This is a genomic window from Elioraea sp. Yellowstone (genome assembly GCF_006704265.1).
Classification (GTDB): Bacteria; Pseudomonadota; Alphaproteobacteria; order Acetobacterales; family Acetobacteraceae; genus Elioraea.
Window position 1 is genome coordinate 1 of the sequence record NZ_VIKA01000048.1, and the last position, 23648, is coordinate 23648.

24 protein-coding genes are annotated in these 23648 nt (G+C 73.7%); 8 read left to right on the forward strand and 16 right to left on the reverse strand.

Annotation, left to right across the window (positions count from 1 at the left end):
• The 6 genes from FK498_RS08950 to FK498_RS08975 all read right to left on the reverse strand — a co-directional run.
• Nucleotides 1–815: AAA family ATPase (locus FK498_RS08950; protein ID WP_141853707.1), on the reverse strand; the 815-nt coding region annotated here is incomplete at its 3' end.
• A 26-nt stretch (nt 816–841) separates the two neighbouring features.
• Nucleotides 842–1357 (reverse strand): thioredoxin domain-containing protein, encoded by a 516-nt coding sequence (locus FK498_RS08955; protein ID WP_141853710.1) that lies wholly within the window; start codon nt 1355–1357, stop codon nt 842–844.
• Nucleotides 1358–1668: 311 nt separating this feature from the next.
• Nucleotides 1669–2118: a DUF721 domain-containing protein gene (locus tag FK498_RS08960; protein ID WP_141853712.1), complete on the reverse strand. Its 450-nt coding sequence runs from the start codon at nt 2116–2118 to the stop codon at nt 1669–1671.
• 240 nt (nt 2119–2358) lie between these two features.
• On the reverse strand, nt 2359–3132 hold the full coding sequence (locus tag FK498_RS08965; RefSeq protein ID WP_141853714.1) for a DUF3891 family protein: 774 nt from the start codon (nt 3130–3132) through the stop codon (nt 2359–2361).
• 4 nt (nt 3133–3136) lie between these two features.
• Nucleotides 3137–4099, reverse strand: coding sequence for a tripartite tricarboxylate transporter substrate binding protein (locus FK498_RS08970; protein WP_141853716.1), 963 nt, complete (start codon nt 4097–4099; stop codon nt 3137–3139).
• 160 nt (nt 4100–4259) lie between these two features.
• Entirely contained in the window at nt 4260–5378 is a 1119-nt protein-coding gene (locus tag FK498_RS08975; protein WP_141853718.1) for an extracellular solute-binding protein, read from the reverse strand.
• Between the two features lie 77 nt (nt 5379–5455).
• On the opposite strand from FK498_RS08975, the gene FK498_RS08980 reads away from it, so the two are divergent.
• Nucleotides 5456–6766, forward strand: a complete 1311-nt coding sequence (locus FK498_RS08980) for an FAD-binding oxidoreductase (protein WP_202614795.1) — start codon at nt 5456–5458, stop codon at nt 6764–6766.
• Nucleotides 6763–8385 (forward strand): amidohydrolase, encoded by a 1623-nt coding sequence (locus tag FK498_RS08985; protein WP_141853720.1) that lies wholly within the window; start codon nt 6763–6765, stop codon nt 8383–8385. The genes FK498_RS08980 and FK498_RS08985 overlap by 4 nt, the downstream gene beginning before the upstream one ends.
• A 15-nt stretch (nt 8386–8400) precedes the next feature.
• Here FK498_RS08985 and FK498_RS08990 read toward each other — a convergent pair whose 3' ends face one another.
• Together FK498_RS08990 and FK498_RS08995 are read right to left on the reverse strand one after the other, a co-directional pair.
• Nucleotides 8401–8850, reverse strand: coding sequence for a VOC family protein (locus FK498_RS08990; protein WP_141853722.1), 450 nt, complete (start codon nt 8848–8850; stop codon nt 8401–8403).
• Nucleotides 8851–8917: 67 nt separating this feature from the next.
• Nucleotides 8918–9154: a DUF1127 domain-containing protein gene (locus FK498_RS08995; protein WP_141853724.1), complete on the reverse strand. Its 237-nt coding sequence runs from the start codon at nt 9152–9154 to the stop codon at nt 8918–8920.
• 208 nt (nt 9155–9362) lie between these two features.
• Here FK498_RS08995 and FK498_RS09000 point away from each other — a divergent pair, with 208 nt between their 5' ends.
• The 3 genes from FK498_RS09000 (at nt 9363) to FK498_RS09010 (ending at nt 12824) form a co-directional block, all read left to right on the forward strand.
• Nucleotides 9363–10280 (forward strand): LysR substrate-binding domain-containing protein, encoded by a 918-nt coding sequence (locus FK498_RS09000; protein WP_141853726.1) that lies wholly within the window; start codon nt 9363–9365, stop codon nt 10278–10280.
• Nucleotides 10281–10325: 45 nt separating this feature from the next.
• Complete coding sequence (gene hemN, locus FK498_RS09005; RefSeq protein ID WP_141853728.1) at nt 10326–11681, forward strand: oxygen-independent coproporphyrinogen III oxidase; 1356 nt, start codon at nt 10326–10328, stop codon at nt 11679–11681.
• Nucleotides 11682–11843: 162 nt separating this feature from the next.
• Nucleotides 11844–12824 carry an OmpA family protein gene (locus tag FK498_RS09010; protein ID WP_141853730.1) on the forward strand — a complete coding sequence of 327 codons (981 nt, stop codon included), beginning with the start codon at nt 11844–11846 and terminating at the stop codon, nt 12822–12824.
• Between the two features lie 41 nt (nt 12825–12865).
• Here FK498_RS09010 and FK498_RS09015 read toward each other — a convergent pair whose 3' ends face one another.
• The 4 genes from FK498_RS09015 to FK498_RS09030 are packed head-to-tail and all read right to left on the reverse strand — an operon-like array spanning nt 12866 to nt 16396.
• The gene (locus FK498_RS09015; RefSeq protein WP_141853732.1) at nt 12866–13444 is read right to left on the reverse strand and encodes a Smr/MutS family protein; all 579 of its coding nucleotides are present in this window, start codon (nt 13442–13444) and stop codon (nt 12866–12868) included.
• Nucleotides 13444–14163 carry a lactate utilization protein gene (locus tag FK498_RS09020; protein ID WP_141853734.1) on the reverse strand — a complete coding sequence of 240 codons (720 nt, stop codon included), beginning with the start codon at nt 14161–14163 and terminating at the stop codon, nt 13444–13446. The genes FK498_RS09015 and FK498_RS09020 overlap by 1 nt, the downstream gene beginning before the upstream one ends.
• Entirely contained in the window at nt 14163–15590 is a 1428-nt protein-coding gene (locus FK498_RS09025) for a LutB/LldF family L-lactate oxidation iron-sulfur protein (protein ID WP_141853736.1), read from the reverse strand. The genes FK498_RS09020 and FK498_RS09025 overlap by 1 nt, the downstream gene beginning before the upstream one ends.
• Nucleotides 15591–15628: 38 nt before the next feature.
• Nucleotides 15629–16396, reverse strand: coding sequence for a (Fe-S)-binding protein (locus tag FK498_RS09030; protein ID WP_141853738.1), 768 nt, complete (start codon nt 16394–16396; stop codon nt 15629–15631).
• A gap of 245 nt (nt 16397–16641) precedes the next feature.
• Here FK498_RS09030 and FK498_RS09035 point away from each other — a divergent pair, with 245 nt between their 5' ends.
• On the forward strand, nt 16642–18816 hold the full coding sequence (locus tag FK498_RS09035; protein ID WP_141853740.1) for an ATP-binding protein: 2175 nt from the start codon (nt 16642–16644) through the stop codon (nt 18814–18816).
• On the opposite strand, the gene FK498_RS09040 is transcribed toward FK498_RS09035, so the two are convergent.
• Together FK498_RS09040 and FK498_RS09045 are read right to left on the reverse strand one after the other, a co-directional pair.
• Nucleotides 18762–20054 (reverse strand): murein transglycosylase A, encoded by a 1293-nt coding sequence (locus FK498_RS09040; RefSeq protein WP_237560892.1) that lies wholly within the window; start codon nt 20052–20054, stop codon nt 18762–18764. The genes FK498_RS09035 and FK498_RS09040 overlap by 55 nt on opposite strands.
• 53 nt (nt 20055–20107) lie before the next feature.
• Nucleotides 20108–20791, reverse strand: coding sequence for a Tim44/TimA family putative adaptor protein (locus FK498_RS09045; RefSeq protein ID WP_141853744.1), 684 nt, complete (start codon nt 20789–20791; stop codon nt 20108–20110).
• A 116-nt stretch (nt 20792–20907) separates the two neighbouring features.
• On the opposite strand from FK498_RS09045, the gene FK498_RS09050 reads away from it, so the two are divergent.
• Nucleotides 20908–21465 carry a histidine phosphatase family protein gene (locus tag FK498_RS09050; protein ID WP_141853746.1) on the forward strand — a complete coding sequence of 186 codons (558 nt, stop codon included), beginning with the start codon at nt 20908–20910 and terminating at the stop codon, nt 21463–21465.
• A gap of 134 nt (nt 21466–21599) precedes the next feature.
• On the opposite strand, the gene FK498_RS09055 is transcribed toward FK498_RS09050, so the two are convergent.
• Nucleotides 21600–22310 (reverse strand): fumarylacetoacetate hydrolase family protein, encoded by a 711-nt coding sequence (locus tag FK498_RS09055; RefSeq protein WP_141853751.1) that lies wholly within the window; start codon nt 22308–22310, stop codon nt 21600–21602.
• Between the two features lie 127 nt (nt 22311–22437).
• Between FK498_RS09055 and secB the strand changes: the two genes are divergently transcribed.
• Nucleotides 22438–22950, forward strand: a complete 513-nt coding sequence (secB, locus tag FK498_RS09060) for a protein-export chaperone SecB (RefSeq protein WP_237560893.1) — start codon at nt 22438–22440, stop codon at nt 22948–22950.
• Between the two features lie 108 nt (nt 22951–23058).
• Here secB and FK498_RS09065 read toward each other — a convergent pair.
• Nucleotides 23059–23648 (reverse strand): MFS transporter (locus FK498_RS09065; protein ID WP_141853748.1); only part of this gene is annotated, 590 nt, incomplete at its 5' end.

Consider the following 23648-nt stretch of genomic DNA (forward strand, 5'->3'; position numbering starts at 1 on the left):
GCCTCGGTCAGCCCCGCGACCGCGCGCTCGGCCTCGCGCAAGGCCGCGTCCGCCTCGGCCTCGGCGGCGGCGGCGCGGGCGAGGCGCGCGGCGTAGAGCGTCTCCTCCGTCTCGCGCAGCTGGGTGGCGATGTTGCGGTAGCGCGTCGCCTGGCGGGCCTGCTTCTTCAGCGTCTGGAGCTGCACGTCGAGCGTGCCGAGCACGTCGTCGGCGCGGGCGAGGTTCGCTTCCGCGGCGCGCAGCTTCAGTTCCGCCTCGTGGCGGCGCGCATGCAGCCCGGTGATGCCCGCCGCCTCCTCCAGCAGCGCGCGGCGGTCCTCGGGCCGGGCGTTGACGATCGCCGCCACCCTGCCCTGGCTGACCATGGCAGTGGAGCGCGCGCCCGTCGCCGAGTCGGCGAACAGGAGCTGGACGTCGCGCGCGCGCCACTCCTTGCCGTTGACGCGGTAGGTCGAGCCCTGGCCGCGCTCGATGCGCCGGCTGACCTCGAGCTCCAGCACCTGGTCGTCCGGCGCCTCGGCGGCGACCGCGGCGGGCGCCTCGCCGGGCGGGGCCTCGAGCGTGAGCATCACCTCCGCGAAGGAGCGCTGCGGCCGGGCGGCCGTGCCGGCGAAGATCACGTCCTCCATCTCGCCGCCGCGCAGGGATTTGGCCGAGGTCTCGCCCATGGCCCAGCGCACCGCCTCGACGATGTTGGACTTGCCGCAGCCGTTCGGGCCGACGATGCCGGTCAGCCCCGGCAGGATCTCGACCGTGGTCGGATCGACGAAGCTCTTGAAGCCGGAGAGACGCAGGCGGGCGAAGCGAAGGGCCAAGGCGGGACGCCGCTCCTCTGACCGGATCAGGCGGACAGGCCGGCCTCGCGCGCGAACCGCTCGAACGGAATCGCGCCGGAGACGCCGGGGACCCGGTTGTTGAAGATGAAGGTGGGCGTTGCGCTGACCTGGTGGTCGCGCTCGCCGCGCAGCCGGATCTCGAGCACGCCGCGCTGGAGCGCCTCGTTGCGCATGGCGGCGTCGAAGGCATCGCGGCTCATCCCCGCCAGCGCGGCGAGCTTGGCGAGCTCCTCGACGAAGCCCTGATGCGCCCATTGCGCCTGGGTGCGGAAGAGCATGTCGATGAAGGCCTCGTGCCGCTCCGCCGGCAGGGCGCGCGCGATCATCGCCGCGAGCAGGCCGGGCTGGTCGAGCGGGAAGTCGTTCAGCACCAGCCGCAGCTTGCCGGTCTCGATCAGCTCCGACTTCACCCTGGGCAGAGTCTCGCGATGGAAGGTCGCGCAGTGCACGCAGGTGAGCGAGAAGTACTCGATCACGGTGACGGGGGCGTCGGCCCGGCCAAGAAACCGCTCGGCGAGCATGGGATCGGAGGCGGACGTGGCCGCGGCAGGCGGTGTCCGGGCCGCAGGGGTCTCGGCGCTGCGCGGGACGGAGGGTTCGGCAGGGCGTGGCGGTGGGCTGGTCGCCTCAGGCGCGGACCTCTGCCCGCGCAGGAGATACGCGGCAACGCCACCGGCGACGGCCAGTCCTCCCAAACCTACCAGAATTCGACGGTTGATCACGGCGCACTCCACAAGATGTGGTGGTTATACCGCCCGCGCCGGGGCGGCGTCGAGGGCGAGACTGCGGCAGGACCGGGCGGAGGCGCCCGTCACGTCGGCGCGAGAAGCGGTCAGCGGGACGCGATGGCGCGGCCCAGGCGGGCGAGCGCGTCGCGCAGCGGGCCTTCGGGCAGGTCGACAAGCGCGGTCTCGACCGTGGCTGCGGCCTCGGGCGGCAGCGGGCGGCGCGGCGGGGCGGGCGCGGGCGGGTCGTCGAGGCCGCGCGCGGCCTGGACGAAGCGCAGCCGGGTGACGAAGCCCGGGCCGGCATGGGCGTTGATGCGCTCGATGAGCTGAGGCGCGAGGTGCTGGAGTTCGAGCGCCACGGGACCGGCCGCGCGGATGGTGAGCACGCGCCCGTCCTTCCCTCCGGAGAGGCGCTCGGGCGCCGTGACGGCGGCGAGGGCGGGGCCGACGATCCCGGGCCAGTCGAGCGCGAGCCGGGCGGCGGCGGCCTGGACCCGGCCCATCAGCGGACGCGTCACCTGGGCGAGCAGCCGCGCCACGGGGACCGGCCCCATGGCCAGACGCATTCTCGAGGTCGTGTCGCCCTCGGACACTCGGGCATGCTCCCGGCTCTCGCGACGCGCGGGCCCGGTCGGGCACGCGCATGCAACATAGCGCACGACACCGGGCGTGTAACCGCGCGGTCGCGGCGGGGCGCTCCTGGTCGGCCCTCGCCCCGACCGTTGCGAAGGCCCGATCGCCGACCGCGCCGCGGCCCGTCGCGCCCCCGCCACGGGTCGGACCGGCTCCGGGCCTCAGCCGCGCAGCAGCGTCGCCCGGATCCGCACCGGAGGCAGCGTCCTCAGACCGTGACGCATCGTCACCTCGTCCGCGAACCCGGCCGGGGGCAGATGCCGGGCGACGCATTCGACCGTCACGCTCGCGTCCCGGAACGGCCACGGATCGACCGCGAGGCGATCCCAGCCCTCGTCCGCGAAGGCGAGCGAGAGCGGCATGCCGCCGCCGGCGAGCGGCACGGGCGGGGTGCGGCGCGGCGCGCGCCCCATCGTGCCGCACACGACCAGCGAGATCAGGTCGAGCGCCAGCAGGATCGCGCTCTGGTCGGCGATCTCCGCGGCGGTCGCGGCAACCGCTGCGCGCAGTCGCGCCTGCACCGCCTCCTGTTCGGCGCGGAAGCGCCGCACGGCCGCAAGGTCGTCGGGCGCGCGCGCCTCGTCCGGGGTCAGCGCGTAGATCGCCAGCCCGTGCAGCGAGATCAGCAGCGCGACATGCGGCCCGTAGCACGCCTCGGCGGTCGCGACACCGGCGGACCAGAGCGCGGTGTGCGCCTCGCGCGGCAGCGCGACGAAGCTGTGGGGACGCCCCGTCGCCGGATCGCGCGTCGGCGCGGCCTCCCAGGGCAGCCAGCCGATGTCGTGCTGTGCGGCGGCGAGGATGAAGATCTCGTCGAGCCGCTCGCGCCCCGCGACCGGCCCGCCCCAGGCGCGCGCGAGCTGGCCCGAGATCCAGGCATGCGCGGGCTGGCTGACGGCGAGGGCGGAACCGTCCGGCAGCGGCCGGAACAGCACGCGCTCACTCCATGCGGATGCCGGTGAGCTCGACCAGCGCCTGCCAGCGCGCCACCTCGTCGCGCTGGAAGGCGGCGAACGCGGCGGGGCCGAGCGGGGCGGCGTTGAATCCCATCGCCCTGAGCCGCTCCTGCATCGGCGGCTCGTTGACGATCGCGACGACGGCCTCGGCGAGCTTCGCCACGATCGGCGCCGGCGTGCCGGCAGGCGCCCAGAGGCCGAACCAGGCATCGACCGAGACTCCCGAGGCACCGACCTCGTCGAAGGTCGGAACGTCGGGTGCATCCGGCAGGCGCTGCGGTGCGCCGATCGCGAGCGCGCGCAGCTTGCCCTCACGCACCAGCGTCACGACCTGCGGCCAAGTGGAGACGAAGTAGTCCACCACGCCCGCGACCGTGTCGGTCACGGCCGGGCCGCCGCCGCGATAGGGCACGTGCGTCGCGTCCATGCGGAAGCGGCGCGCCAGGCTCTCGCCGATCATGTGCGAGGCGCTGCCGACCGAGGTGGAGGCGTAGGAGACCTTGCCGCCGTTCGTGCCCTTCGCGACCAGCTCGGCGAGCGTCCTCGCCCCGCTCGCCGGCACGATCAGCGCATGGTGGACGGAGGCGAGCCGGGCGATCGGCGCGAAGCTGTCGATCGCGTGATAGGGCAGCGCCTTCATCATCGCCTGGTTCGAGGCGTGCGTCTGGTTGTTGCCGAGCGCGAGGGTATAGCCGTCGGGTGCGGCCTCGGCGACCGCACGCGTGCCGATGGTCGCGGCACCGCCGGGCTTGTTCTCGACCACCACCGCCGCGCCGTTCCACATCTCCGACAGGCGCTGCGCGAGCGCGCGGCCGAGCACGTCGGTCGAGCCGCCGGGCGGATAGGCGATGACGATGCGGATCGGCCGCGACGGGTAGGCCTCCTGCGCCCGGCCGGCGAAGGGCGCAAGGGCGGCGGCGGCGATCAGCGAGCGGCGAGCGAGCATGGTCGATCCTCCCTGTCGCGGTGTTGTCGAGGAGGCGCGCGGGCAGGTCAATACGTCCGGCCCCTGCCCCTCTCCCGCACGCGGGAGAGGAAACCGGCTGGCCAGAGACGCTCCCTCTCCCACGAGAGCGGGAGAGGGTCAGGGTGAGGCAGGACGCGCCTCAGGCGCTGATCGCGTCCAGATACTCCTGGTTGGCGGCGATGTAGTTCTCGCCCCACCACGGGGTGCCGATCACCACCTGGCGCGCGGCGTTGGCCGGATCGGTCGGGTTGAAGATGCGGTAGTTCTCCGGCACGCGCGCCGCCGCCTCCTTGTGCGTCGGGCCGTTGCCGAGGAACTGGAGCAGGCCCACCTGCGGATCGGGCTTCGACAGCATCGAGGCGAGCAGCCGCTGCGCCATCGCCCCCGCCGGATTGCCCTTGGGGATCACGAAGATGCCCTGCTGCAGGATGCCCTGGTCCCAGGTCCAGGTGATGCGCCCCTGCGTCTCCTCGTGCAGCACCTTCGCGCGCGTGTGCCACAAGAGGCCCATCACCGCCTCGCCGGTGCGCATGATGTTCTCGCTCTCCGACCCCGAGGTCCAGAACACGAGCTCGCTCCGGATCTCGCGGATGCGCGCGAGTGCGGCGCGCACGTCGATCGGATAGAGGTTCTGCTTCGTCCGGCCCATCGACATCAGCGCCGCGTCCAGGCTGGTGAGCGCGTCGCGGCGCAGCAGGCGGCGGCCCGGGAACTTCTTCAGGTCCCAGAAATCCGCCCAGCCCTTCGGCGCCTCCGGAACCTTGCTCCTGTCGTACACGAGCACCGAGCTGAACGAATAGGGTGCCGCGCCGAACTCGAGCGTGAAGGCCGGATCGATCACCACGTCCTTCGGCACGATCGAGTAGTCGATCGGCGTCACGAGGCCGAGCTTGCCGAGCTGGATCGAGGAGGAGCCCGAGCTGTCGCAGAGGTCCCAGGTCACGCGCCCGGATTCCACCTGGTTGCGGATCTTGCCCAGCGAGGGGCCGGAACTGTCCTGCACCACCTTCCAGCCGGGGTTCTCGGCCATGAAGGGCTCGCCGTAGAAGCGCCCGAAGGCCTGGTTGGCGATGCCGCCCCAGTTCACCATGGTGATCTCGCGCGCAGCCTGTGCGCGCGCCCCGCCCGCCGCCACCGGCGCCGCGCCGAGCGCCGCCATGCCGGCGAGGAAGGTGCGGCGATCGACGCGGCCGCGCCGCCACAACTCGTTCGCCAGCACGATGCAGTCCTGGTGGAAGCTCTGCGCCTCGCCGTCCATCGGACAGGTCTCCCTCTTGCGCCACGCCAAACCCTGACGGGATCATAGCGCCGGTTCGCGACGGAAAGGAGAGGGTGGTGCGCGCGCATCCGCTGTTCGCGCCGGGATTCAGGGCGAAGCCCTGGTGGTGGGAGGCGGCGGAGCCGGTCGCCGGGCCGCCGGTCGCGCTGCCGGGCGAGGCGGAGGTGGCGATCATCGGCGGCGGCTATACCGGGCTCTCGGCGGCGCTGACGCTGGCGCGACTCGGCCACCGTCCGGTCGTGCTGGACATGGAACCGATCGGCTACGGCGCCTCCTCGCGCAACGGCGGCATGGTCTCCGGTGCCCTGAAGCTCGCCACGGGCGATCTCGCGGCGACGCTCGGGCCCGAGCGCGCGGAGCGGCTGATCCGCGAGGTCGCGGGCAGCCTCGGCTTCGTCGAGGAGACGATCGCGCGCGAGGGGATCGCGTGCCACTACACCCGCTCGGGCCGCTTCGTCGCCGCCTGGTCGCGCCGGCACTGGGAGGCGATGGCCGCGCGCGCGGAGTGGCTCGCCGCCGTCACCGGCGGCCGGGTATGGATGGTGCCGCCGGAGCGCACGCGCGAGGAACTGGGCACCGACCACTACCGCGGCGGCATGGTGGTGGAGGCGGCGGGCGCCCTGCATCCGGCGCTCTACGTGCAGGGCCTGGCGCGCGCCGCCGCGCGCGCCGGCGCGGTGCTGATCGACCGCACGCGCGTCACCGCGATCGCGCGGCAGGGGGATACGTTCCGGCTGGCCACCGAACGCGGGACGATCGTGGCGCGCGCGGTGCTGGCCGCCACCAACGGCTACACGGGCGCAGCGACGCCGTGGCTCGCGCGCCGGCTGATCCCGGTGGCCAGCTCCATCATCGCCACCGAGGAGCTGCCGGCCGAGACGATGGCGCGGCTGTTCCCGACGCGGCGGATGATCAACGACTCGCGCCGCGTGCTGAACTACTTCCGCCCCGATCCGACCTTCACGCGCGTGCTCTGGGGCGGGCGCGCACGCTTCGGGCCGGTGACGCCCGAGGAGGCCGCGTCGGTGCTGCACGGCTTCATGACCGCGGTGTTCCCGGAGCTCCGCGACGTTCGCATCAGCCATGCCTGGACCGGCAACGTCGCCTTCACCTTCGACTTCCTGCCGCACTTGGGCGTGCACGAGGGGATGCACTACGCGGTCGGCTGCCAGGGCTCCGGCGTGGCGATGCAGACCTGGCTCGGCCACCGTGCGGCGCTGAAGATCGCCGGGGCGGCGAACAGCGAGACCGCGTTCGACGGCCTGCCCTTCCCGACCCTGCCGCTCTATGCCGGCCGGCCGTGGTTCCTGCCGCTGGTCGGCGCCTGGTACCGCACGCGCGACCGGCTCGATCGGATGGCGGCATGATCGCCCCCGATCTCGTCGTCCTGAACGGCCGCATCGCCACCATGGATGCGGCCGGCACCGAGGTCGAGGCGCTCGCCGTTCACGCGGGACGCATCGTCGCGCGCGGCACGACCGCAGCGATGCGCGACCTCGCCGGGCCCGGCACGCGCCGGCTCGATCTCGAGGGGCGGCGCGCGATCCCGGGCATCGTCGACAGCCACGCCCACCCGGATGCCTACGCGATCCGGCTCGCGCGCTGGCGGTTGCTCGAACCTTCGGTGATCCCCGACCGTGCGACGCTGCTCGACGTGATCGCACGCGACTGCGGCTCCCTGCCGCAGGGAAGCTGGTTCGCGGGCTACCGGCTGAACGAGAACAAGTCCGGCGGCTATCCGACGATCGAGGAACTGGATGCCGCGTCGAACGGGCGCCCGGTCTTCATCCTGCGCACCGACGGGCATCTCGGGCTCGCGAACTCGGCCGCCTTCGCGGCCTGCGGCATCGGCCCGGGCGCCGCCGATCCGCCCTTCGGCCGTTTCGACCGCCATCTAGGGACCGGCCGCTTCACCGGCCTCGTGCGCGAGACGGCCGCGCACATCTTCCTCAACGCGATCCACGGCCAGGACACGGAGGCCGACATCGCGGGCGGCATGCGGGCGGTGCACGCCGAGTGCCTGCGCCACGGCATCACGACCGTCTACAACAGCCTCACCCCCTCGAAGGCGATCCGCGCCTATCAGCGCATGAAAGCCGACGGGACGCTCGCGGTGCGCACCGGCATCATCGTCTCGGGGCGCGAGGAGGGGCTGGTCGAGGCATTCATCGCCGCCGGGATCCGTTCCGGCTTCGGCGACGACGAGCTGCGCGTGATCGGCGTGGAGTGGTGCCCGGACTGCTCCACCTCCGGCCGCACCGCCGCCTACTGGGAACCCTATGTCGGCACGCCGATCCCGGGCGAGCCGGTGCCGAACACGGGGATGCTGCTCTACGACGCCGCCGACCTCGCCGCGCGCGCGACCGCAGCGCACAGGGCTGGGCTCCAGGTGATGATCGAAGGCGTGGGCGATCGCGGCATCGACTTCGCGCTCGACGCGATCGAGGCGGCGCTCGCCGCGCATCCGGTCGCCGATCACCGCATGCGCGTCGAGCACTGCTGCTACGTCACCCCGCCGATCCTGGCGCGGCTGCGTGCGCTCGGCGTGGTCGATTCCTCGGCCACCGGCTTCATGTGGGAACTCGGCGACGCCTACATCGCGGGCCGCGGCCAGGACGCGATGCGCCACATGTGGCCGCACCGCACGCTGATCGACGCCGGGGTGCCGGCGCCGGCGCATTCCGACTTCGCGGTCTGCACCATGAACCCCTGGACCGCGATCCACGCCATGGTGAACCGCGAGACCGACACCGGCGGCGATCTCGACCGGGCGGAGGCGATCACGGTCGCCGAGGCGATCCGCGCCTACACCGCGCTCGGCGCGTGGTCGGGGCGCGAGGAGGGAGCGAAGGGCACGCTGCAGGTCGGCACGCTCGCCGACCTCGCCGTGCTCGACCGCGACCCCTTCGCGATCGATCCGCGCACACTCAAGGACGTGCGGACGGCGATGACGATCGTCGGCGGCACGATCCGTTTCGCCGCCTGAGGCCGGTGCCCCGCTCTACGCCTGCGCGAACATCGCCCGCCAGCGCCGTTCGATCTCGGCGTCGTCGAGCGACTCGCGCACGCTCGCGAGATACCAGGCATGGCCGAACGGATCCTCGATCCGTGCGGCGCGGTGGCCATAGAACTCGTCCGTCGGCGGGCGCAGCACGCGCGCCCCGGCCGCCGCCGCGCGCGCCACGGTCGCGTCCACGTCCTCCACCATCAGCGCGACCGTCACCGGCGAGCCGCCGAGCGCGCGCGGGTCGCTGATACCCATCTCGTGCCAGGGCTCGGCGAGCATGACGATCGCCTCGCCGATCCGCATCTCGGCGTGCGCCACCTTGCCCGCGGGATCCTCGAGGCGCAGCCCGGGCCGCGCGCCGAACACCTCGGCGTAGAAGGCGAGCGCGGCCCTGCCGTCGGCCACCGTCAGGTACGGCATGACGCCCGGCGCGGCGGTGCCCATGTCTCCCTCCTTGGTCGATGCGGCGGCCGCATCCTGCCGCGACCGGCAGGGCGTCCGCCGGCGCGGTTCAGCCGATGCCGCGGCCGCGGCGGATCGGATCGAGATCCCACGGCGCCCGCCTCGCCTCGCGCCAGGCATCGGCGCGCGACAGGCCGAGATCGTGCAGCAGGTGCTCGTCCAGCTCGAGGAGCTGGCGGCGCGTGCGGTGCGCGACCCAGGCGCGGCGCAGACCGTCCCACAGGCTCGGCAGCGACGGCAGGGCCGGCCGCGCGAGAGCGGGGCGGGAGACGGTGCGGGCGGACATCGGGGTCACTCCTTCGGGTTGGCGTGGCGCGATCCTGGCGGGACCGCCCGGCCGGCTGCGTCGCGCGGCTTGCGCTTGAAGCATCCGGGTCCGCGGCCCGCATCGGGGAGTCGGCCACGGAGGGAGAATGGGGCGTCCAACGCCATCAGTGAAACGCATTGAGATGATCCGACCGATCAGTGATACTCATGGACGGACGAGGTACCCCATGAGCGCTCCCACCGGCCTGGATACCGACCTCCTGCGCACCTTCGTGCTGATCGCCGAGGGGCGCAGCTTCACCCACGCCGCCGCCGTGGTCGGCCGCACCCAGTCGGCGGTCTCGATGCAGATGCGCCGGCTCGAGGAGCTGCTCGGCAAGAAGCTGTTCCACCGCAACGGGCGGCGCACGGAGCTGACCGAGCACGGCCAGTTCCTGCTCGCGCGCGCCCGCAGCGTGGTGCAGGTCGCCGATGAGATCGTCGGCGCCTTCCGCGCGCCGCGGCTCTCGGGCACGGTGCGGATCGGCTCGCCGGACGACTACGCCGCGCGCTACCTGCCCGACATCCTCGCCCGCTTCGCCGCCACCCACCCCGACGTGGAGGTGGAGGTGCTGTGCGAACCGTCGGAGGACCTGCGCGCACGGCTGGATCGCAGCACGCTCGACCTTTCGCTGCTGACCGTCGGGTGCGCGCCGGAGAGGGCCGAGATCGTGTGGCAGGGGCCGCTCCTCTGGGTCGGCTCGCAGCACCATCCGGATGTGCACCGGCGCGATCCGCTGCCGCTGGCGCTCAGCCACGCGGAGTGCTCGTGGCGCCGCGGGGCCGAGCGCGCGCTTGAGGAGGCGGGGCGGGCCTACCGCGTCACCTATCGCAGCAACAGCCAGACCGGGCAGCTCGCCGCGGTGCTGGCCGGGCTCGCGATCACCGTCTGCACGCCCTGCACCCTGCCGCCCGGGCTCTGCGTGCTCGGCCGCGCCGAGGGCCTGCCGCCGCTGCCCGGCTTCGCGATCGCGCTCGCCGTCGCGCCCGGCGCGCGCCAGCCGATCGCCGATGCGCTCGCGCGTCACATCAGCGCCTCGTTCCGCGCCGAGGCGACCCTGGAGGGGCTGGTGATCCCGGCGGCGGAACCCGCCCGCGCCGCTTGACCTTCCTCAATGCCGGCCCGCCGGGGCCGGCGCGTCTAATGGGGAATGGTCGACGATGCGACCCTGATCGCGCGCTGGGACGGGCGCCTGCCGCGCTACACCTCCTATCCGACCGCGGTGCAGTTCCACGCCGGGGTGGACGAGGCCCGGGTGCGCGCCTGGCTCGCCGCCCTGCCGGCGGAAGCCCCGCTCTCGCTCTACCTGCACGTGCCGTTCTGCCGCCGTCTCTGCTGGTACTGCGGCTGCCACATGGTGGTCGTGAACCGCGCCGCGCCGGTCGAGGCCTATGTCGACGACCTGATCGAGGAGATCGCGCTGTGGCGCGCGGCCCTCGGCGCGCGCCACCGCGTCACCCGCATCCACTGGGGCGGCGGCACGCCCTCGATCCTGGGCACCGCCCAGTGGCGCCGGGTCGATGCCGCGCTGCGCACCGCCTTCGCGCTCGAGCCGTCGGCCGAGATCGCGGTGGAGCTGGATCCGCGCACGCTCTCGCACGCCATGGTGCGGACGCTCGCCGAGACCGGGGTGAGCCGCGTCTCGCTCGGCGTGCAGGATTTCGACCCCGCGGTGCAGAAGGCGGTGAACCGCATCCAGCCCTTCGAGATGGTGGCGGAGCTGGTGGCGCGGCTGCGCGGCGCGCGCATCGAGCGGATCAATCTCGACCTGATGTACGGCCTGCCGCACCAGACCGAGATCTCGGTCGCGCGCACCGCGCGCCAGGCGCTCGCGCTCAATCCCGATCGCGTCGCCCTGTTCGGCTACGCGCATGTCCCCTGGATGAAGCGCCATCAGCGCCTGATCGACGCGGCCGCGCTGCCCGGGGCGGTCGAGCGGCTGGCCCAGTTCCGCGCCGCGCTCGCCGTCTTCCTCGCCGCCGGCCACGTCGCGATCGGGCTCGACCACGCTGCGCGGCCCGATGATCCGCTCGCGGTGGCGCAGGCCGAGGGGCGGCTCCGGCGCACCTTCCAGGGCTATACCGACGATACGGCGCCGGTGCTGATCGGCCTCGGTGCCTCGGCCATCTCCGCGCTGCCGCAGGGATACGCGCAGAACGAGGCGGCCGTGCCGCAATGGCGGGCGGCGATCCGCGCGGGCCGGCTCGCGATCGCGCGCGGGGTGGAGCCGGATGCGGAGGACCGGCTGCGCGCGGCGCTGATCGAGCGGCTGATGTGCGACCTCGCCCTCGACATCGGCGCGACCTGCCGCGCGCACGGCGCGAGCCCCGACCGTTTCGCCGATGCGGTGGCGCGCCTCGACGCCATGGCGGCGGACGGCCTGCTCGCGCGCGACGGCTGGCGGATCGCGGTCAGCCCGCGCGGCCGGCCGTTCCTGCGGGCGATCGCGGCGGTGTTCGACCGGCATCTCGACCCGCAGGCGGAACGGCACGCGCGGGCGGTCTGACGCGCATCCTGCCGTTGCCGGACCTCGGCCGGCCTCCCCCGCGCGGGGCTGCCGGCGCACCGGGTGCCGCCCTCCGCGGCAGAGGACCATGCAGCCCATGGTGGACCGACGGACCGCACCCCCGATACCGTTCCGGCATCCGAGGCTGCAAGGAGAAGCTGCATGCGCCGTCTCGTCCTGTCGGGCTGGCTGGCCGCCCTGCTGGCGTCGCCGCACGCCCTGGCCCAGGGCCGCCCGGCCGACGTCGCCGGAGCGCGCGACCACCCCCTGGTCGGCCGGTACGAGGGGGCGCGGATCGCCCGCTACCAGGCGAAGGAGTTCGAGGAGGTGCGGCTGATCGACAAGCCGCTGGTTGCGGCCGACGGTCCGCGCCGGAACGACCGGAACAGCCGCACCGTCGAGGGCCGGTACTGGCGCATCACCTACGAAGGTCCGGCCGGGCGTTCCGCCCTCGAGCTCTATCGCAACCACGAGCAGGCGCTCGCCGCGCGCGGCTTCGAGCGCGTGTTCGCCTGCGGCCAGCAGGAGTGCGGGCCGGGCTTCGCGGTGATCGGCGCGGTCGAGGGGGTGGCCGGCGCGACCGGCCTGCCGCAGGTCATCGAGGGTCAGCGCTACGGCCTGTTCCGGCTCCCGCGCGATGCCGGCACGGTCTGGGTCGCCCTCTACGCCAACGAGCGCCCCGCCGCCGGCAACCGCCCGCTCGTGCCCTTCGCCTTCGTCGAGATCGTCGAGGAGCGGCCGATGCAGGGGGAGCGGATCCAGTTCGTCGACGCCAGCGCCATGGAGCGCGCGATCGGCGCCATCGGCAAGGTCGCGCTCTACGGCATCCTGTTCGATTTCGATCGCGCCGAGGTGAAGCCCGAGAGCCGCCCGACCCTCGAGGAGATCGCCAAGTATCTGCGCGCCAATCCGCAGGTCGGGCTGATCGTCACGGGCCACACCGACTCGCAGGGCGGCTTCGACTACAACGTCGACCTGTCGCGCCGCCGCGCCGCCGCCGTGGTCGCGGTGCTGACGCGCGACTTCGGCATCGCCCCGGCGCGGCTGACGCCGTTCGGCGCCGGCCCCGCGGCGCCGGTCGCGCCGAACGACACCGAGGATGGCCGGGCCAAGAACCGCCGCGTCGAACTGGTGAAGCGCTGATCCGGCCCGGCGGCGCAGGGACCAGGCGCTTCCGGCCCGCGTCAGCGCCGCCGGCGCAGAAGCAGGTGCACCGCGCCGGTGTTCGCCCTGTGCGGGTGCGCGATCGCGAGGATCAGCCCGCGCAGCGGCGGCGCGTTCAGCCAGTGCGGCAGCTCGCGCCTGAGCACCCCGCCCGTCTCGCCCGTCCCCTTGCCGGTGACGATCGCGACACAGCGCAGCCCCTGGCCGTGCGCGGCGAGGACGAAGGCCTGCACGGCCGCGTGGGCCTCCCCGGCGCGGCATCCGTGCAGGTCGAGCGTGCGCTCGGGACGCGTCCGTCCGCGGCGCAGATCGTCCCAGCGGCGGCGGTCGAGCCCGCCGGGAGCCACGCCGATCGCGAGGTCGGGCAACGAGTCCGCCCTCGCCCCGTCCCCCTCCCGCGCGCGCCGGCGCGGGGGCGCGGCGGCGGCATCCGGTTCCCTCTCCCGCTCCGGCGGCGCAGCGTCGGCGGACGGGTCCTCCCCCGGCCGCAGCGGCGCGATGCCGGCGGCGGCGACGAAGCGGCGCCAGAGCGACGCCTCCTCCTCGGTCACCGTCCGGCGGCGGCGCGCGGGCGGGATGCGGCCGCGCGGCGGGCGCATCAGCCGGTCCCGTCCTCCAGCAGGATGACGTGCACGCGCCGCGGGCCATGCGCGCCGAGTTCGAGCGTTTGCTCGATATCGGCCGAGCGCGACGGCCCCGTGATCATCATCACGTTGCGCGGCATGAAGCGCGTGCCGGTCGGCGTCGCGCCGGCCGTGCCGCGCTCGGCGCGGATCAGGTCGAAGGCGTCCTCGTAGGCGCCGACGATCCGGCTCGTGCGCAGCACGACGATATGCGTATCGGGCAGGATGTTCAGCGTCGTCGGATGGTCAGGGCCCGACAGCATCAGCATGGTGCCGGTCTCGGCGACCGCGGCGAAGCAGGACGTGACCGAGACCGCATCGGAGGGCTCGGCGCGGCCGAACGCGACCTTCAGCATCGGCCGGTCCGCCCAGGGCAGCCGCTCGAGCAGCGGATCGGGCGCGACGCGCAGCGCGGCCGGCAGGTTGTGCTGCGCGAGATACGCGGCGATCAGGCCGGGGATCTCGGCCGCCGAGGCCGCCCGCGCGACGGTGCCGTGCTCCTTCTCGAGCTCGGCAGCGAAGCGCGCGGCGCGCTCGGCAGGCGGGGTGCGGCCGCGCGCGGGCACCAGGTTGCGCGGATGGGTCCGCAGCCGGGCGACGAGGCCGGCGGCGAGACTGTCGGGCAGGGGCCCGCGCCTCAGTCCGCGGCGGATGCGCCCCAGGATGCGCGCGCGCGCGTCGATCCCCTGCTCCATCACACCAGCCCCTGGCGCTTCAGCCGCTCGTAGCGGGCGTGGAACGTCTCGCCCTCGGGTGCCGGCATGTCGCGCCCGGATGTCCACCCCTTCGCCAGCGGCAGCCAGGCGAAGCGGCCGCGGCGGCGCCCGATGAGCCCGAGGGTGCGCATCGCGATGCGCGTGCCCAGCCGGTAGATCCCCGGGCGCTTGGCGAACCACGCCCAGACGCCGAGGCCGACACGAGTGGCGCGGGGCGTGAGGTGGCGCTCGAACTCGCGCTCGCGCCAGTGGCGCATCATCTTCGGCAGCGGGATCTTCATCGGGCAGACGCTCTCGCAGCGCCCGCAGAAGGTGGAGGCGTTCGGCAGGTGCCCGGCCTTGTCCACGCCGATCAGCGAGGGCGTCAGCACCGCACCCATCGGCCCCGGATAGACCCAGCCGTAGCTGTGTCCGCCGACCGAGCCGTAGACCGGGCAGTGGTTCATGCAGGCGGCGCAGCGGATGCAGCGCAGCATGTCCTGGAACTCGGTGCCGACCATGTTGGAGCGGCCGTTGTCGAGCAGTACGACGTGGTACTGCTCCGGCCCGTCGGGATCCTCCGGCCGGCGCGGCCCGGTGGAGAAGGTGACGTAGGTCGAGAAGTCCTGGCCGACGGCGCTCCTCGCCAGCATGCGCAGGATCACGCAGGCGTCCTCGAGCGTGGGCACCACCTTCTCGATCGAGGCGAGCACGATGTGCACCTTCGGCAGCGTCTGGGTGAGATCGCCGTTGCCCTCGTTCGTCACGATCACCGAACTGCCGGTCTCGGCGATCAGCATGTTCGCCCCCGTGATGCCGACATCGGCGGCGAGGAAGCGGTCGCGCAGCACCTCGCGCGCCTCGGTCAGCAGGTCGCGGCGCTCGGCGAAGGCGCGGTCGGCGGGGCGGTGCGTGTGGCTCTTCCGGAACGCCTCGATCCAGTCCTCGCGGTTGAGGTGGAAGGCGGGGCCGATGATGTGGCTCGGCGGCTCCTTGCGGAGCTGGAGGATGTACTCGCCGAGATCGGTCTCCACCGGCTGGATGCCGGCCGCCTCCAGGTGCTCGTTCAGCGCGATCTCCTCGGAGATCATCGACTTGCCCTTGGTGACGGTCCTGGCGCCGACCGCGCGGCAGATCTCCAGCACGATGCGCCGCGCGTCCTCGGCGGTCTCGGCCCAGTGGACGCGCCCGCCCTGGGCCTCGACGGCGCGGGCGTAGGCGTCGAGATAGACGTCGAGATGGGCGATCGTGTGGTTCTTGAGGTCGCGCCCGATCTCGCGCAACTGTTCGAACTCCGGCAGGGTCGCCACGCCCTTGGCGCGCTTCTCGATGAAGCGCGGGCGGACATTGGCGAGCGCCTTCTGAAGCCCCGGATCGTTCAGCGCGCGGGCGGCGTTCTGCTTGAAGGCGGGCGAGGTGGTCAGCATGGAATGGCTTCCTCGAACGGAGGGGCCTATGCCCCCCGCTACGGTGCTTCCCCGATCGGCGGCACGCTGTCCGTCATCCCGGCCAGCACCTCGGCGACGTGGCGCACCTTCACGGGCTTCTCCAGCCGCTTCAGCCGCCCCGCCATGTTGAGCAGGCACCCCATGTCGCCGGCGAGCAGCGTGTCCGCACCGGACCTCTCGATGTTCTCCACCTTGTCCGAGACCATGCGCACCGAGATCTCGGGATACTTGACGCAGAACGTGCCGCCGAAGCCGCAGCACACCTCGGCGTCCGGCATCTCGGCGAGCGTCAGCCCCTCCACCGTGCCGAGCAGCTTGCGCGGCTGCGCCTTGATGCCGAGCTCGCGCAGGCCCGAACAGGAGTCGTGATAGGTCACCGTGCCCGGATAGCGTGCCGTGACGCGCGCGACCCCCATCACGTCGGTCAGGAACGAGACGAGCTCGAAGGTGCGCGCGCCGAGCCGCTCGGCGCGGCCGCGCCACTCGGGATCGTTGGCGAGCACCGACGCGTAGTGCTCCCGGATCATGCCGGCGCAGGACCCTGACGGCGCCACCACGTAGTCGCAGGGCTCGAAGGCGGCGATCACGGCGCGGGCGAGATCGGCGGCATCGGCGCGGTCGCCGCTGTTCCAGGCCGGCTGGCCGCAGCAGGTCTGCACGGCCGGCACATCGACCGCGCAGCCCGCGTCCTTGAGCAGCTTGATCGCGGCGAAGCCGACGCTCGGCCGGTAGAGGTCCACCAGGCAGGTGACGAACAGCCCGACGCGCGGCGGCTGGGTAAGCATGACCACACTCTAGCCTGCGGCGGCGCCGAGGGAAGCGGGACACGCGCCTTCTTCCGAGCGCGCCGGGGGCTGCGATACAATCTTTGCGGGAACCGGCGCGCCGCCACACACCGGTCGCGCCCGCCGGCAGCGCGAGGAGCACGTCATGGGGCGAGGCCCCGACCGCACCATCCTCCGGCCTGTCCCGCCGCGGCGCGCGCCGGCAGGTCCAGCCGGTGCGGATCCCCGCCGCTAGGGTTCCGGCGATGCGACTGTCCGCCGTGGTGGGGGGGCTGCTGGCGATCAGCATCGCGGCGACGGTGGCCGTGATCGGCACCACCGTCGTGCTGAGCCGGCACGAGGCCGCCGTCGCGGCACGGCTCGACACCTATCGCAACGACCTCCAGCAGCTCATCGCGGTGCAGGACACGCTCGCGCGCGCGCGCGCCGTCTCGCCGGACGTCTACGCCCTGGTGGCCGCGACCGCCGAGCGCATCGGTGCCTCCTACACGGAGGAGCGCGAGCGGCTGGCCCATGCGCGGCTGAACGAGCTGCGCAGCGCCGCCGCGCAGTTCGCCGCCCGGGCGACGCTGCGCGCGGAGGGGCCGCCGGGGGTGGACACGACCGCGCAGCTCCGTCTGCGCACCCTGGCCGCGATCACCGCGATCGCGCGCCTGCAGGAGACCGCCACCGCCGAGCAGGCGGCGGCGCATGGCCGCCTCTCGACCTTCCTGCTCGTGGCCGGGCTCGGCCTCTGCCTCGTGCTGGCCGTCACCGGGATCGCCGCGCATCGCCTCATCCTGCGGCCGATCCGCCGCCTCGCCGCCGCACCCGATCCGGAACGGCTGCTCGTCGCGCGCAACCGCCGGCGCCTGCCGGTGGTGGAGCTGGAGCAGATCCTGCAGCGGATCGTCACTCTCGCCGCGGCGCAGCGCGAGGAGGACCGGCGCTCCCGCGAGCTGGTCGAGCAGCTCCCCGTCGGCATCGTCGAGACCGCGCCCGACGGGCGGATCCTGACCGCCAACCCCGCCTGGCGCCGTCTCTACGGCTTCGGCGCGGACGAGGACCTCGCCGGGGTCAACGTCATGGCGCTGCACACCGACCCGGCCGTGCGCGCGCGCCGCGTGGCCGACCTGCTCGCGGGCCGGCCGGTCGGCCGCGTCGAGCAGCCGATGCGCCGGCGCGACGGCTCCACCTTCTGGTGCGAGATGCATGCGAGCGCGGTGGCGGACCCGGCCGGCGGGCCGATCCGCATTCGCGGCGTGCACATCGACGTCTCGGACCGCCGCCAGCTCGAGGCGCAGCTGCACCAGTCGCAGAAGCTCGAGGCGCTGGGCCAGCTCACCGGCGGGATCGCCCACGACTTCAACAACCTCCTCACCGTCATGCTGGGCAGCGCCGAGACGCTGGCCGATGCGCTCGGCCACGATCCCGAGCTGCGATCGATCGCGGAGACGGCGATGCAGGCCGCGCAGCGCGGCGCCGAACTGACCGCGAGCCTGCTCGCCTTCGCGCGCAAGCAGCCGCTCGCACCCAAGCCGACCGACCTCAACGCGCTGCTCGCGCGCACCCAGTCGCTGCTGCGGCGCAGCCTCGGCGAGCAGATCGAGATCCGCCTCGTCCTGCGCGACGGGGTGTGGCCGGCGATGGTCGATCCGGCGCAGCTCGAGAGCGCCGTGCTGAACCTCTGCGTCAACGCGCGCGACGCCATGCCGCGCGGCGGCCGGCTGACCATCGAGACGGCGAACGTGGTGTTCGACACGGAGGACGCCGCGCGCGAGCAGGAGGTCGCGCCGGGCGACTACGCGATGATCGCGGTCTCCGACACCGGCATCGGCATGACGCCCGAGGTGCTGGCGCGCGCGGTCGAGCCGTTCTTCTCCACCAAGGAGCAGGGCCGGGGCACCGGGCTCGGCCTCAGCATGGTCTGGGGCTTCGTCAAGCAGTCGCGCGGCCATCTGCGGATCTGCTCCGAGCGCGGGCACGGCACGACGGTGACGCTCTACCTGCCGCGCGTCGCCGCGGACGACCAGGCCGCGGCGACGGCCCCCGCGGCCGCGCCGCGCGGCGGCAGCGAGACCATCCTGCTGGTGGAGGACGATCCGCTGGTGCGCGAGCATGTCGCGGGACAGCTCGGCGCGCTCGGCTATCGCGTGCTGCGCGCGGCCGACGGGCCGGAGGCGCTGGCGCTGCTCGAGCGCGAGCGCGGCATCGACCTGCTGTTCACCGACGTGGTGATGCCGGGCGGGCTGAACGGGCGCGACCTCGCCGATCTCGCCCGGGCGCGGCAGCCCGGCCTCAGGGTGCTGTTCACCTCGGGGTATGCCGAGGATGCGATCGTGCACCACGGCCGGCTCGATCCCGGCGTGCTGCTGCTGAACAAGCCCTACCGCCGCGACGAGCTCGCCTCGCGCGTGCGCGCCGCGCTCGACGGCGACTGAACCGCCGCGGCGACGCCGGTGCCGACGGAGGCGGGCAGCAGCAGCCACCAGAGCCCGCGCTCGTTCATCCGCCCCGCCGCCTCCTCCGCCTCCGGTCCCCAGCCCCAGAACAGGTCGCCGCGCACGGGGCCGCGCACCGCGCCGCCCACGTCCTGCGCCAGCACCAGCCGCCGCAGCGGCGCCTGGGTGACCGGATGGCGCGTGTCGATCCAGAGCGGGATGCCGAGCGGGATGTGCACGTGGTCGACCGCGATCGACCGCCCCGGCGTGAGCGGCGCGCCGAAGGCGCCCGGCGGACCCTCGTCCGGCCGCAGTCCCTGCAGTTCGCGGAAGAACACGTAGGAGGGGTTCTGCCGCATCACCGCGCCTGCCTCCGCCGGGTGCGCACGCAGCCAGGCGCGGATCGACTGCATCGAGACCTGATCGAGCGTCATCGCGCCGCGCTCGACGAGGAGCCGGCCGATCGGCACGTAGGGGTGGCCGTTCTGCGCCGCGTAGCCGACGCGCGCGATCCCGCCTTCGGCCAGCCGCACGCGGCCCGACCCCTGCACGTGCAGGAAGAAGGCGTCGATCGGATCGTCGAGCCAGAGCAGTTCGAGCCGCCGGCGGTCGAGCGCGCCGTCCTCGATCTCGGCGCGGCTGGGGTAGGGAACGAGCCGGTCGCCCTGCACGCGGCCGGCCAGCCGGCGCCCGGCGAGGTCGGGCGCGAAGTCGCCCAGGTCGGCGGCGATCAGGTCCGGCGGGCGGCGCAGGAGCGGCACCTGCTCGGCGCTGCGCCTGCGCCGGCTGCCGGCGAGTTCGGGCTCGAAATAGCCGGTGAAGGTGCCGAAGGGATCGGCCGGCCGGATCTGGACGTTGGCGGCGAGGTAGGGGCGGAACCGCGCCTCCATGAAAGCGCGCGCCGCCGCATGGTCGCCCGGCGCGATCGCCGCGGCCTCGTCGCAGAGCGGCAGCCAGTCGGCCACCCGGCCGGCGAGCGGCGCTGCCGCCTCGCCGCCGCCGAGCGGCCGGTCCGCCGGCAGGCTGCGCAGCCGCGCGCAGGTCTGGGCGAAGGCGGGCAGGGCCTCGGCGTGGCGATCCTCGGCCCAGCCGGGCAGGGTGCTGAAGCTCGCCGGTGTCAGCCCGAGCCGCGCCGGCGGGGCCGCCTCCTGCGGCACCGGCACGGCGACGCAGCCGGCGAGCAGGACCAGGGCGACAACCGCGATGCTGCGGCGCAGTCCTGCACGGATCGGTTGCACGCTTCCCCGAACCCGGTCTGTCTGGGGCCGCGCGAGCGCCCAGGTCGCCGGCACTATTCCGAGCGGGTGCCGACCAGGAGCCAGGTCGGGTCGGCCGAGTTGAGGTCGCGCGCGAAGGACCAGACGTCCACCGTTTCGGTCACGGCCTCGCTGCCGGCGACGATGCTGCCGTCGGCGCCATAGGTGGTGTTGATCTGGTCGGAGACGAAGCGCACGCCGATGGTGGCGACGGTGCCGCGCAGGTCGGCTTCGACGATCGCGCTCTCGCGGATCGCCTGCAGGTCGGTGCGCTGGCGCTCGCCGGCCTGCTCGCGCGCCGTGATGGCGGCCTCGAAATCGGCGAACACGTCGGGGGCGAGCAGCCCGCGCAGGGTCTCGCGATCGCCCCGGGCGAAGCCCTCGACGATCATGCGGAAGGCGCCCTCGGCGCCGTCGAGGAAGGCGGCGGGATCGAAATCGGGGTCGACCTGGCGGATGCGCGCGAGCATCTGTCCGGCCGGACTCGCCGGGTCGGGCAGGCTGCGCTTGGCGCCGACCCCGGGCAGCCGCGGCGGGCCCGCCTCCTCGGCGCGCGTGTCGATCGTCCGCGCCGCCGCCTCGCCCGCGCCGGTGGGTTCGACCGGCTGAGACGGCCGCTCGTACCCCGTGCGCCGGCCGAGGATGCTGCGCAGCCTGAGCACCAGGAAGGCGGCCACCATGCCGAACAGGATCAGGTCGATCGGGAAGTTGCCGCTCATCGGAGATCGTCGCCCGTCATCATGGGTCACATAAGGGACGGGGGGGGGAATCACAAGCGAGAGCCGGACGCCGCCGCCCGCTTGCCGGCGCCCCGGGGGCCGGCTAAGCGCGGCGCATGATCCTGCTGCGCCACGGCCAGTCCGAGTTCAACGCCGCCTTCACCCTGAGCCGGGTCGATCCCGGCATCGTCGATCCGAGGCTCACCGAGCTCGGCCGTGCACAGGCGCGTGAGGTGGCCGAGGCCCTGAAGGGCGAACGGCTCGCGCGCGTGATCGCGAGTCCCTACACGCGCGCTCTCGAGACGGCGGCGATCGTCGCCGGCGTGCTCGACCTGCCGGTGGTGGTGAACCCGATCGTGCGCGAGCGCTGCGCCTTCACCTGCGACATCGGCACGCCGGCCTCCGAGCTCGCCCGCCGCTGGCCCGATCTCGACTTCGGGCACCTCGACGAGGTGTGGTGGCCGGCGCTCGCCGAGAGCGAGGCCGAGATCGAGGCGCGCGCGGCCGCGTTCCGCGCCGAGATGGCGGCGATCCGCGACTGGTCGGACACGCTGGTGGTCAGCCACTGGGGCTTCATCCTCGCGCTCACCGGCGAGCGGACGAGGAACGGCGAGTGGCGCCGCTGCGATCCGACCCGGCCCGGCCCCGCGGCGGTGCCCTGGGTGGTCGGCTGAGGCCGCTCATACCCGGAGCACAAGGGTTTGACCTTTGTGCGGAGGGTATGGCGCGCGGGGCTCAAGGGGCGGCCGCGCGCAGAACCAAGGCCTGATGCCCGGCCGGCAAAGGTCGAACCTTTGTCGGCCGGGTATCAGGCGGCTGCGCGCGCCTGCCCTGCCGCGTAGCTGACCGTCAGGTCGCCCACGCCGTCGACATGGCCCTCCAGCCGGTCGCCCGGCTTGACCGCGCCCACGCCCGCCGGCGTGCCGGTCATGATCAGATCGCCCGGGGCGAGCGCGACCAGCCGCGAGAGATGCGCGATCGTCTCGGGAACCGACCAGATCTGCTGGGCGAGGTCGCCCTGCTGGCGGATCGTGCCGTTCACCTTCAGCCAGATCGCGCCCCTCGCCGGATGGCCGATGCGGGAGGCGGGCATGATCGGCGTGATCGGGCAGGACTGGTCGAAGGCCTTGCCGATCTCCCAGGGGCGCTGGAGCTTCTTCGCCTCGGCCTGGCGGTCGCGCCGCGTCATGTCGAGCCCGACCGCGTAGCCGAACACGTGATCGAGGGCACGCGCCTCGTCGATCCCGGCACCGGCCTTGCCGATCGCGACCACGAGCTCGATCTCGTGGTGCAGATCCTCGGTCGCGACCGGGAAGGGGATGGTCGCGCCCGAGAGCACGATCGCGTCCGCCGGCTTGGCGAAGAAGAAGGGCGGCTCGCGGTTCGGATCGTGCCCCATCTCGCGCGCGTGCTCGGCATAGTTGCGGCCGACGCACCAGATCCGGCGCACCGGGAACAGCGTGTCGGTTCCGGCGACGGGAATGGCGGGGATGGGCGGGGGATCGATCGCGTAGGCCAAGGCGTCCTCGCAGGTCCTGTTGAGCACCCGGCTGCTAGGACCCCCGCCGCGCCGCGTCAAGGGCGCGAGCCTTGCCGCCCCCGCCCCCGCGTGCTAGCCGCCGGCCCGGCATCGGAAGGACCATCCCATGAACCAGACGACCGGCAACGGCAGGAGCGGCGACGGCCAGGCGGGCGTCACCCCGCCCGGCCTGCTCGTGAATCTGCAATACGTGAAGGACCTTTCCTTCGAGGTGCCGGGCGCGCCCGACATCTTCGTGCAGATGAAGCAGCAGCCCGAGGTGGCGATCAACCTGGACGTGAACGCGCGCCAGGTGGCGCAGGGCAGCTTCGAGGTGGTGCTGTCGATCCGCGCGGAGGCGAAGTCGGCCGGCAAGGCGGCCTTCATCGCCGAGCTCGACTACGCCGGCATCTTCACGCTGAACAACATCCCGCAGGAGCTGGTCGAGCCGGTGCTGCTGGTGGAGGCGCCGCGGCTCTTGTTCCCGTTCGCGCGCAACATCGTGGCCGACGTGACGCGCGACGGCGGCTTCCCGCCGGTCATGCTCCAGCCGATCGACTTCCTCGCCCTCTGGCAGAGCCGCCGCCAGCCTCAGGCGGGCGGGGCGAACCCGGCCGCACCGCCGCCGGCAACCGCCTGAGGCGGCTCAGGTGGTCCTGCACCGGCGGGAGGGCGGCCTCGGGCCGCCCTCCCCGCGGGTCTCCCATCCTCCCCCGCGAGCCGCGAGCGGGCCCTCCGGCCGCGCAGGTCAGCGCCGCGCGGTCGGTTCTGAACCGACCGCCGCGGCCGCGAGCACCGCGGTCCCTGCCGCCGCGCTCGCGAACAGCGCGCGGTAGCCGATCAGCGGCAGCAGCGCTCCCACGATCGCCGCCCCCGCCGCGAGGCCGACGAACAGGCAGAAGGCGAAGGCCGCCATCCCGGTCGAGCGGCTCTCCGGCAGCATCTCCGACCCGCGCGCCTGCAGCACGCCGTGGAACGCGCCGAGCGCGAACCCGCCGACGAGGTTGGTCGCCGCCACCACCGACGGCGGCGCGGCCGCAACGCCGCCCAGCCACAGGACCAGTCCCGCCCCGCCGCCGACCAGCAGGCCGCGCTCGCCGAAGCGGCGCACCAGCCAGCCGGCGATGCGCGTGTAGAGCAGCGCGCCGAGCCCCGCCGCCCCCAGCGCCAGCCCCGCCGCGGTGAAGGAGAGCCCGTGGCCCTCGACCAGGAAGGCGCCGATGAAGGGCGGCGCGCCGAAGGCGAGCGCGCCCTCGAACCCGACCAGCAGCAGCAGCCGTCGCGCGGCCGGGCGGCGCAGCAGCATGGCATAGCGGGCGAGCGCGCCGACGCCGGGCG